At 39.7% G+C, this 11,445-nt stretch carries 9 protein-coding genes; all 9 read right to left on the bottom strand.

The features are described 5' to 3' along the window. Positions 1 to 63: 63 nt before the first annotated feature. A complete protein-coding gene (locus PSH50_RS09960; RefSeq protein WP_004586493.1) occupies positions 64 to 1,842 on the bottom strand; it encodes a sugar phosphorylase in 1,779 nt (592 codons plus the stop codon). Positions 1,843 to 1,866: 24 nt separating this feature from the next. After that, positions 1,867 to 3,090: a glycosyl transferase gene (locus PSH50_RS09955; protein ID WP_273586310.1), complete on the bottom strand. Its 1,224-nt coding sequence runs from the start codon at positions 3,088 to 3,090 to the stop codon at positions 1,867 to 1,869. After that, positions 3,083 to 4,828: an HAD-IIB family hydrolase gene (locus PSH50_RS09950; RefSeq protein ID WP_273586309.1), complete on the bottom strand. Its 1,746-nt coding sequence runs from the start codon at positions 4,826 to 4,828 to the stop codon at positions 3,083 to 3,085. Before PSH50_RS09950 ends, PSH50_RS09955 begins: the two co-directional genes overlap by 8 nt. Positions 4,829 to 4,964: 136 nt before the next feature. Further along, a complete protein-coding gene (locus tag PSH50_RS09945; RefSeq protein ID WP_054981874.1) occupies positions 4,965 to 6,203 on the bottom strand; it encodes a uracil-xanthine permease family protein in 1,239 nt (412 codons plus the stop codon). 9 nt (positions 6,204 to 6,212) lie between these two features. Next, on the bottom strand, positions 6,213 to 6,845 hold the full coding sequence (gene upp, locus PSH50_RS09940) for a uracil phosphoribosyltransferase (RefSeq protein ID WP_004586497.1): 633 nt from the start codon (positions 6,843 to 6,845) through the stop codon (positions 6,213 to 6,215). Between the two features lie 144 nt (positions 6,846 to 6,989). Further along, a complete protein-coding gene (locus tag PSH50_RS09935) occupies positions 6,990 to 7,949 on the bottom strand; it encodes a phosphotransferase (RefSeq protein ID WP_273586308.1) in 960 nt (319 codons plus the stop codon). Between the two features lie 274 nt (positions 7,950 to 8,223). Beyond that, on the bottom strand, positions 8,224 to 9,198 hold the full coding sequence (locus tag PSH50_RS09930; RefSeq protein ID WP_273586307.1) for a transposase: 975 nt from the start codon (positions 9,196 to 9,198) through the stop codon (positions 8,224 to 8,226). Positions 9,199 to 9,849: 651 nt separating this feature from the next. Further along, positions 9,850 to 10,668 (bottom strand): hypothetical protein, encoded by an 819-nt coding sequence (locus PSH50_RS09925; RefSeq protein WP_273586306.1) that lies wholly within the window; start codon positions 10,666 to 10,668, stop codon positions 9,850 to 9,852. Positions 10,669 to 10,903: 235 nt separating this feature from the next. Continuing rightward, a complete protein-coding gene (locus tag PSH50_RS09920) occupies positions 10,904 to 11,302 on the bottom strand; it encodes an energy transducer TonB (protein ID WP_273586305.1) in 399 nt (132 codons plus the stop codon). Positions 11,303 to 11,445: the final 143 nt, after the last annotated feature.

The raw sequence follows: 11,445 nt of genomic DNA, 5'->3' as shown, positions 1-11,445 counted from the left end.
GAGCCTTTTTATACCAATGCGCTTAATTAAGTGATCTATTTTGCAAATTGGTATTACTGCACTTTATTTAATATTACTTAACCATACACTTTGATAAGGCTCTAGCTCTATAGTGAGTTGATCCTCGGTAATTGTTTCATTAGCCACTAAATCAAACCACTGCTGGGTGTTAATTAAGTTTAAATCTGCAAGGGTAAGTACTTGTGGTTTATCACTTATGTTATAAACGCAAAATATACTTTGGCGCCTGTCTATACTTTGCCGCCAAAAACCAAATAATCCCCCCGCTAAGTGCAGCGTAAATTGCGTGGCATTAGGATGAAATGCACTTTGTTTTTTTCGAATACCTAATAAATGCTTAATACCATTAAACACTTTGTGATGATGGCTATATTTATCACCTAAAGCCGATAATAGTTTTGACTCTTGCCAACGATGACGGTTAATTGCACGGTTATGCTGTGAGTTTTCAAAGCGTTCGTAATCGTTCGTTGTGCCAAGCAAGCTATGAATATAAAGCCCAGGGATCCCTTCAAGCGCAAACATAATGGCGTGTGCACACATAAATCGCTCAAGGCCAAACTTATCTTGTCCATTGTGCGTGCCTTGTAATGCATCAAAAAGTGCAATATTTAGTTCATACGGTGTGTGCGTACCATCGTTACTGGTGCGCATTGATACACGCCCACCAAATTGCATAGACGTACTCACCAATGACGCCACTTCGCTTGGTTGTAACAAGCCTTCTATTGGCCTAAGTCCAATGCCATCGTGCGAGGCAATAAAGTTAAAGTATGTGGTGCCGTTTTGCGCAGGCGGCATACTCATCATCCAATGCTTAATGGCTGTGCTATCTCCACTGAGTAATGTATGCAGTAATAAAGGCGGTAAAGCAAAGTTATAAATACTGTGGGCTTCGTTAGCGTTACCAAAGTAAGAGAGGTTTTCTTGGTTTGGTATGTTTGTTTCGGTAATTATGACAACGCTTGGCTCAGTATGCTCTATAAGGGTGCGAATAAGCCTAACAGCTTCATGCGTTTGCGGTAAATTAATGCAATTTGTATTGAGTTGTTTCCATAAAAATGCAACCGCATCTAGCCTGAACAAGCGTACGCCGTTATCTAAATAATGGCGAATAATACTTATAAACTCTTTTAAAACTTCCGGGTTACCAAAATCAAAATCAACTTGGTCGTGGCTAAACGTACACCATACATGTTTTTCGCCGCTTGGTGTGGTTACCGTATTTAATAGCGGTGAGGTACGTGGGCGTACTACATTAGATAAATCATCGGTTAAACTTGCCGTTTTAAAGTAATCTTTGCCGGGGTCCAAATCGTTTAAAAAGTTTTCAAACCATACACTTCGGCTAGAGCAGTGATTAATCACTAAATCTGCCATTAGCTTTACATCTTTGGCGATATTTTTTATATCTTGCCAATCTCCTAGCGATTCATTTACTTGCACGTAGTTCATTACCGCAAAGCCTTCATCAGAGCTATACGGGTAAAATGGCAATATATGCAAAGCATTAAGCTGCATATCGCACTGCTCTTTTATAAACCGGTGCAAGGTTTTAAGCGGTGCTTCTACCGGTTTTGCAACAGCTTGATCTCCCTCATCGTGCTTAATAATAGAGTCGCCATAGGCTATTAATATAATATCTTGCTCGTCCCAGCGGTTAGTATGGGGTGTGGGGTCGCGCAGCGGGCTGTCGCCTAAAATTATAGTTATAAGCTGCTCAGCCAGCTCTGTAATACTTAAGGGCAGTTCAACATCTTTATAAATAATATGTAGATGTTGCTCTACCCGCTGTAAAAATAATTCACTTACTGTATTCACACGCGCCCCTTATTATTGTTTTATTTATTCACTAAATTCTTTATTATCAAGATCAACCGCTTCTCTTAAACGCTCAAAAACATCTGGCATGGCCGATACAACACGGTTCCAACTTGGCACAAATGGCGCTTCCATTGGGTTATCTAAAAAGTGCTGACCTGCTTCCATAACATTTTTGGCGAACATTTCTACGGCCTTTTCCTCTTGGTGCACATCTAAGGTTAAACCATTCATCAGTGCATCGTTATGGTACGTTTCTATAAAGTCTAAACCAATACGGTAGTAAGTTGCTTTTAAAGAACGGATGGTTTCACTGGTAAAAGTAACCCCTTGTGTGGCTAATTTTCTAAATAGTGCCTTGGTTATATCTATCGACATTTTAGATAAACCGGCGTTTTGGTCATCAAGAGAAAGTTCCTGATGCTTATGATCGTAATTATCAGCAATATCTACTTGGCATAAGCGATTATGCGAATAATTACGGTACATTTCACTGAGTACGCCAATTTCAAGACCCCAATCACTCGGAATACGAATATCGTTTAGCACATCACGTCTAAACGAAAACTCCCCTGCTAACGGGTATCTAAAGGTATCCATGTACTCAAGGTAGTCGGTATTGCCTAAAATAGTTTTGAACGAGCGTAATAACGGCGTTACTAATAAGCGCGATACTCGGCCATTAATTTTGCCGTTTGCAGTACGTGGGTAAAAGCCTTTACAGAATTCATAATTAAAACGAGGGTGCGCTACAGGGTAAATTAAGCGCGCTAACAAACCTCTGTCGTAAGTTAATATATCGCAGTCGTGCAGGGCTATCGACTCTACCTCTGAAGTGGCTAATTTATAACCCATGCAATACCACACGTTTCTGCCTTTACCAAGTTCACGCGGTGCAACGCCTAGCTCTTGTAATTCTTTATCAAGCGCTTGCAAACGAGGACCATCGTTCCAAAGCACTTTGTGGTTTTGGTTAAGCTCTTTAAAAAAGCCTAAGGCATGGCGGTATTGTGACTCGTCTGCCCTGTCTAAACCTATGGTAATTTGCGATAAATAAGGAACCTCTCTGAGTTCTTTTATAATGTTTTGCAGCGCTGGGCCTTCAAGCTCACTAAACAACGAAGGGAGTATTAACCCCATTGGACGTTGCTTACTAAAACTAATTAGCTCTTCTTCAAGCGCTTCTACCGGTCTATCGGCGATGTTATGTAAGGTTGTGATGATGCCATTTTGATAAAAATCAGCCATGTGATTTTCGCTCCTCAATAGTATTTAAAATGCTGCTAATACAAGGCAATGTGGTTATTTCTTCAATCCAACCCAGTGGAGCGGGCGATTGCGAATAACGCGCCTTGTTATGTGTTAACTTAACCGGCTTTTTACTGCTTGGGTTATGTATGATAATGGCGATATCAGCTTGCTCTAGCATCTGCTTATCGTTGTCACTATCACCTAGTGCAATTACCGTGAGAGGCTTTCTAAAATGTTGTGAAATTTGTTTAACTAACCACTGCTGTGCAGCGCTTTTATCGGTGTTTTTAGCAATATGTATAAACCGCCCGCCTATTTTTATTTCATAGCCGAGTGCTTTAACATCGTTTACAAACGCATTAAGTAATTCATCGCTGCCATGCCAATAAAGTGGGTCTGAAAAATCGCGTGTTTGAGCGCGCCTTGCATGCGCTTCATCAAGCCCGGTGAGGGATGATATTTGCTCGCTCGACAAATCACTAAATAACTTATAATGCGATTTATATTCGCTGCTTAAGGAGCCTAAATCACTAAGTAAGTTAGATAAGGGTGATGCAAATGCATAACACCAATACGCCCCTACTTGCGTGCAGCCAATGGGTTTAAGCTCAAAATAATCTACGGGTAAATAAGCCGCCGCGCCATTTTCAACAATAAAAGGCTGTTGAATATTAAGCTCGTTTTTAAGTTCAACCACTTCGCAAAATGTTTTGCTAGTATTAAACACCACAGGAATGTGGGCTGCTTGTAAGTCTTGCAGCAAGCTACTGATATTTTTAGTGTTGTAATCGGCGTGATCGAGTAACGTGCCATCTAAGTCGGTAAATATAATAGGTTGCAGCGTATCGTCGCTGGTTAAGTGCATAGCACTAATATCGCGATTACTATCAAGCTCTATAAGGGCGTTAGCTTTAGCGCTTAGGGTGTTTAAGTTTTCGCGAGTAATACGCTCAAAATGAGAAATAAAGTGCACCAGTTGCTCATCACTCATGGTGCCATCGCCCTCGCCCTTAGCGGCAATAAGCTTTTGTTCTTGCTCTTGTCGCCACTTAAATACATCTTCAAAGCTCGGCGCTTTAAGCATCACCGTGTAATCTATTTTACTAAACACACTTTTGTATTCATTTGCTAGGCAACTGTTTACACAACGACGCCACACGCCTTCTTTATCGTGCTGTGTTTCTAACTCGTTTATAGGCTCACTTAAAGAAAATAACGGTTGTGGCTCACTACCTACACACCAACCTTCTAAAATAATAATATCAATGGGTTTATTGTTACATTGCCATGTTTGCTCGGGGCTGCAATCGTCGTGATGCTTGTCAAATTTAGGCAAAGGCACGCCAACCTCTTTTGAAAGTAATCGGCTTATGGTGGTATTCATTAGCCCTACATCGTGGGTGCCAGGCACACCACGGGTGGCAAATAATGGGTGTACGTCTTTGGCAAGTCCTTGGCGGTGCGCTTTAGATAAGTAAAAATCGTCAATAGAAAGCGCGACACTGGTAAACGGCGTGTTGTTACTAAACCAAGTAACTAAAAAATCTGCGAGGGTGGTTTTTCCTGAGCCTTGGCATCCATTTATGGCGACAAAAATAGGGGTGTTATTTTTTTTTGATTCTAGAATATCGTGTGCAAGCGGGATAAAAAATTGCTCACTAAGGTACTGATACTTTAAAGGCAATTGGTGCTTTGCTAAAAATGGGGTTATATCCACAATACTGGCCTCTGACATAGTAACTCCTTATATTATGAAGTAACAAATGCAGGTACTAGACCACTATTATTTTTATTTAATTATTAGTAGCTTACAAAAATAGCGCAATTAGTATGCGCTATTTTGGTGCGTAAATTTTACATACAGTGCAAAATTAATCAGTTTCTGGTTCAGCTTTTGGCAATACTAAGTTAAGCACAATACCTAAAATGGCGCACAAGCTAACGCCTTCTAAGCTAAATTGGCTACCCCCAATGTGCATACCGCCAATACCGCATACTAATATAAGTGCCACAATACTTAAATTACGGGGTGCAGTTAAGTCATCACCAGATTTAACCAACGTATTTAAGCCCACTACCGCAATTGAGCCAAACAACAAAATCATTATGCCGCCCATCACAGGTACAGGAATTGTTTGTAAACCAGCGCCCATTTTTGCCACAAAGGCCAGTACCACAGCAATTATGGCAGTCCACATCATTACTTTAGGGTTAAAGTTTTTGGTCAGCATCACTGCGCCAGTTACTTCAGAGTAAGTAGTGTTTGGCGGACCACCAAATAAAGAGGCAGCGGCAGTGGCTAAGCCATCACCAAATAAGGTGCGATGTAAGCCTGGCTTTTTTAAAAAGTCTTTATTGGTTACTTGGCTAATAGCCATCATATCGCCAATATGCTCAATAGCAGGTGCAATGGCAACAGGCACCATAAAGAGAATTGCTTGCCACTTAAATTCGGGCCATGTGAAGTTTGGTACAGCCAACCAGCTCGCTTCATTTACGCTACCAAATTCAACCACACCCATTACCAGTGATAAAACATAACCCGATATAACACCGGCTAATATAGGGATCAGCTTATATACACCTTTGCCCCACACAGCAAAAATAAGTGTTACAACAAGAGAAAACAGCGAAATAATAATGGCTTTATCGTAAGCAATAAGTTCAATACTACCGTCGCCACTTTTACCCATTGCCATATTTACCGCAACCGGTGCAAGGGCTAAACCAATCACCATAATAACGGGGCCGACGACCACAGGCGGCAAAATTTTATGAAGTGTTGCCACCCCTTTAAATTTAACCAATAGCGCTAACAGCATATAAGCACAGCCCGCTGCCATTAACCCCCCCATGGTGGCTGGTACGCCCCACATTTGTACTGAGGCAATAATAGGCGCAATAAACGCAAATGATGACGCTAAAAATATAGGCACCTTGCCTTTCGTCACTACCTGAAATAATAAAGTACCTATACCCGCTGTAAACAAAGCGACACTTGGGTCAAGCCCCGTTAATAAAGGCACTAACACTAACGCACCAAATGCTACAAACAACATTTGGGCGCCGGTTAAAATGGTTTTTATAGAAAATGTAGAATTATTTTGCACTGTTAAACCTTAGTAAACCGTACCGAAAATTTTGTCACCTGCATCGCCAAGCCCTGGGATAATGTAACCCTTTTCATTTAAATGGCTATCAACTGAGGCAGTAAAAATCTCAATATCAGGGTGAGCGGCTAATGTTTTTTCAACGCCCTCAGGTGCAGCAACCAGTACAATTACTTTAATGTCTTTACAGCCTGCTTTTTTAAGCATATCGATAGTAGCAATCATTGAGCCGCCAGTTGCAAGCATTGGGTCTATAACTAAGCTTAAACGCTCATCAATATTGCCTACTAACTTTTCAAAGTAAGGTACTGGCTCAAGCGTTTCTTCGTTACGCTCAAGGCCCACTACACTTACCTTAGCCGCTGGGAGTAATGACATTACGCCATCCATCATGCCAAGGCCTGCGCGTAAAATAGGCACAACAGTAATTTTTTTGCCTTTAATGTGCTCTACTTTTAATTTGTTGCCGTCCCAGCCAGTAATTTCGTTATCTTCTAACTGTAGGTTTTTAGTTGCTTCGTAGGTTAATAAGGTACCTACCTCAGAGCATAATTCACGAAAGCTTTTAGTACTTATACCGTGAGCGCGCATTAAGCCTAATTTGTGTTGAACTAGAGGGTGTGAAATTACGTGAATTGACATGATAAAAACCTACTGATACAAGAATTGGCGGTATTTTATATTAAAAAAGGTCATTTGACCTGCAATTTTAAATAAGTTTTCATAGATCGTGCCAAAATGCATTGATTTGCTTGATATTTATGCAAGCGACACACTACTTTATGTTTATAAGTTGTTATCTGATAACGTTAAATTTACTTGCGCCATCATGTAACTATTTATTTTAAAATGAGTTGGGCTCCAACCCGCTAAAAATCGATAAAAGTCGGCCCAAGCTAATGGCCATAATGCATGCCACTTTGCAATCACGTCATCGGCATTTATTTGCGGTTGATACACTAAAAGCGCATTTTTTAATTGGCTAAAATAGTAACGTAAATACTCATCGGCGCAGGTATGTAATTGCTCGTCGCTTAAGCAGCTGGTCATAAAATACATTACATCGCAAATCCCTACCCCAGCCCCAACATACTGAAAGTCATAAGCGAGTATTTCACTTTGCTCATTTGCAGCAAAATTGGCAAGTTTAGCATCGCCATGTATCAAGGTTTTGTAGTGTGATGCTTGCAGTTTTTTATCAATTTTATGAGCCGCATTTTTAATATCGGACTTTTTGTCAGCGCTTTGTTTTAACTTATTAAACTCATCTGGCCGTGTGCTCAAATGCCAATAGTTCCCTTGTTGCCATAAGCCCTTTGCTGGCTTATTTAAATTAAAGGCATGAAAAGATGCTAACCAGTTTAGTATTGCCTTTATATGCTGGGAGCTTGCTTGAGCAAAACCATATTGAGTAAAGTTTTTAAATACTAACGCATAATCGTCACCATCATTAATTGCATTAATACAGGTAATACTTTTAGCGCTTGTCGGTAAGTACGCGCTGTATAACCTATAAAAATTATATTCAACTTTATAAGACTGCTGCTTTCTCTTTAATGCAAATTCGCTTTGCTTAATTTTTGGATGGTTTATGTGGCGTGGTATTTTAATCGCTTTAATAACACATGGCTCAGCATCAAGTATGCACTCGACAATACTGCCACACCCGCTCCAAAGCGAGGTTAGCGTATCGCCCATTTCAATGTGTTTAAAATGAGGCTGTAAAAGAGGAAGATAAAATGCCATAGCTATATTAAGTCATTAAGTTTTTTATAGTTTAACATTAGAAGGTATTTTTAATAAAACGATAGCATCCATAAGCCCCTTTCTTAACTAGACACCCACCTTAATTTCTACATAGTAAATTACATAAAGTTAAAGTTAACTAGTGAATTTATGTTTTTTAACTGTCCAAAAATAATTTGAGTTTTAAAATAGAGGTATTACTAATTAAAGCTCAAATGGCAGCCACAAAAATCCCTCCATTATGTAGTTGGAGTGCTCAAAAAGTGATTTGGCTCTAAGCGAATAACTTTGCGCAGTTACTGATATTCGCTCGCCGCTTTCGGTTTAAGTTTTCGCAATACCCTTCTTGTGAGGCAGGCCTGCCCACTGCACCATGAAATACGCGCGTAAATTGTGTGGTGAGTTTTAACCAGTTTTCTGATGATATATTAAGCCTTTCTAGCAAAGGAAGGGTCATATTATCTATATGCCCGTGCTTATCTTCTCGCATTACTCGCCCTGTTAGCTCAACGAGTTCAAGGTACGATTTAAGCTCAAACGGCAGCCCTTTTGGCATTACTTGACGTGACATGCCTGCAAAGCGAAGTAGTTGTTTTGGCTGCTTGCCTTCTTTTGCACATATTAAGCGTACTTGAGCGCTGGTATGGTCTGACTCTTCTGGCGTGTTAGCCATCTTGGCTCTAATGGGGTTTAATTCTACATAGGCCATACACGCTGCAAGTGCTGCTTCATCAAGGAGTGCTTGCGATTTGAATCTACCTTCCCAGAACCTCCCTGTGCAATTATCTTCTTTATTTGCTCTACGCGCTATATTTTCATTTAACAGGCGCATAAACCAGCTGATACTTGCTAAACGTTCTCGGTATTGTTTTACCGTTTGATTGAAAAAAATGAGTTCAACTTTACTTAGCTTCTCGCCTTGTATGAATTTTTGCGTTAACAATGTGCCTTTACAGAGTTTATGCCAGCGAATAACAATCGCTTTATCATTCAGCCTATTTGCTTTTTTATCATCTACATACAGTACTAAATGGGTATGATTGCTCATTACGGCATAAGCGCACACATCAATACAAAATACCTTAGCTAATTCACCCAGCTTATCTTCAACCCATCCTCGTCGATGCTCGTAAGATTGACCAGTGAAACGGTCTTCGCCACATAAAAATGCACGACGAACACACCGTGAAATACAGTGATAGTATTTTGTATCAACCAAACTTACTTGTCGCTTTCTTGCAATTGCCATATGACACTCTGCTTGTTTTTTACACTAAATAAAAGCTAACCTCTAATTGCGTTAAGTACAAAATTTAAGATGGGTGTCTTGTTTATTATTTATTGCGTTAAGTGCAAAATTTAAGGTGGGTGTCTTGTTTATTATCAATTTAATTTATTGCGAACAACCACCACATAAATACAATTCATTATGAGCAGCTTAAACCAGTACTGTGTTCATGCAAACTCAGTAAGCAGTGTCACGTTATAACAGCAGAGCTAGCTATTTGAGCCAGCGCCACTAAGCTGGTGGCACTGACACAAATCGCACAGCCTGCTGCTAGCAAGTGCGCAGTTCTACTGGGGTTGTTTGCTCACTTTAAAGTCAAATAGTGAGTAAGTCGAAGCCATATTTTTATTCCATTGTGTCTATTAGGATCTTAGTACAAATACTCTAATTACTAAAAAGTAAACTAAAATACTTCCATAAATATAATCAAATAAGTGACCTAATGATGGGTAGTTGAAGAACAAAATCCAAGAACTTGCGACCCCTAATCCCATTAACAAAAACCTCAGCACAGGAACAACATTTCTATCTTTTACCTTTTTCCTTATAACTGCCACAGTTAAAACTAAGTCAATAATAAAAATTAAAGGAACTAATGTAACTAACGGGTTCTCAGTTAGCATTCTGCATAACTCCATTTCCAATTACTATCGCGTCATTAGCAAATAGTGCACTTCCAGATACTGTTCGATAATTTCTCACATAATCTCCTCTAAAGTGGATACGATCCCGTCCCAAAGAATTAGTTAAATTTCTTGAATGATGTATGGTGTTTGTGCCTGAAGCTCGTAGTCCAAATTGTCCTATTTTTCTCCCTAAAGCTGCCCAACCGGCGCTAGCTATGTCAACACCAAAATATGCGTAATCACCATATTGTTCACCCAATGCATACCTCCACCCTTCTTGAGCATAATTACTTTCAGTTAAACCAACACCTTGAGCAGTATTAAAAAGGCCATGCGCTAAAATTAAAGCACCTGGTATAAAAGTTATTGGGTTACTCATTAAACTAGCACCTAACAATGCCTGCCCAGAGCCCCCTATAGTTTGAAGCACATTCATACCATATTTTTGCACATAACCCAGAGCAGATCTCATCCCAGACATATGATTTTTAGCATTTGGTGGCGCAGGTAGCGTAGGTATATTGGGAAATAGTCCTTTACTACTATTGTTTACTGACGAAGGGGCTGTACTTCTATTATTTGTGATTGTACTGGGAGAACCAATATCACTAATAGCACTTCCTATTTTACCTTGGCTCTTCTGAGTATTCTCATTACAATTTGACGGCATAGGACTTTTGGAAGAGTTAGCAATTGGTGCATTTGGATTATCACTATTGCCTTTTCTTCCAATATCACCACCTGCGGCATTAGGGCTAGAAGATGATTCCCCTTTATTTTTGCCTTCAGTAATTACAATCTCCAATGGCTTCGGCTCGCTTTGACAACCACCTAAATCCTCAGCAAAATTAAGATGGGTGTCTTGTTTATTATTTATCTTGTTTATTATTTACGCTAAGCAATAACTACTTAGCTTCACAAGGTTTAGTGTCATTGAGGGATATTTGGATCAATATTCATTACGGGAGATGAACCGCCCATTGCGGACCCGTATGATGGGTGGTGTGGGGGCTGGAGGTTAGAGACCTCCGGCTACCCGATTATGCAGCATTTAACCTAAACTTGCATGTTGTAACTAAGCCAGTATGAAGCTCTTTACCTTGAAAACGTTCGATAGGTAGAAATAACCATTTTTTAACTGAGTTCTTACATTGTTTGTAGAAGTTATTATTAGTACACTCGATTAGAGTCAGGTTAGCAGGAACAGCTCCTTTACCTTGATTTTCGAGATCAAATGACAATTTACAATCACCCTCAATATTATTTTTTGCTTCTTCAACTGGGTACAAAGGCTCAATATAAATTAAGGGTTTGATATGTACTCTATTTTCTATCGCTGTTTCGAAAATTGATGGTTCACTTTTGATATTAGTTTTATCTGTCGATGCACAACCAAACAAAAATAGTAGTATCAAAACACCTAAACATATCCTTATCACCAGACTCTCCTTGCTGCATAGACATAATGACTCCCACACGGTGTTAGCCTCCGCTTTTCGTGGGTTAGCTTAATTCAAAGCCAGAGCCATAATTAGTTTGTCAATTAACTAAACAGCAGAGGCTAACATGAATAAACATAGCA

Source organism: Pseudoalteromonas sp. Angola-7, assembly GCF_028599255.1.
Classification (GTDB): Bacteria; Pseudomonadota; Gammaproteobacteria; order Enterobacterales; family Alteromonadaceae; genus Pseudoalteromonas; species Pseudoalteromonas atlantica.
The sequence above is the reverse complement of the archived record's forward strand: the minus strand, read 5'-3'. Positions and strand labels throughout refer to the sequence as shown.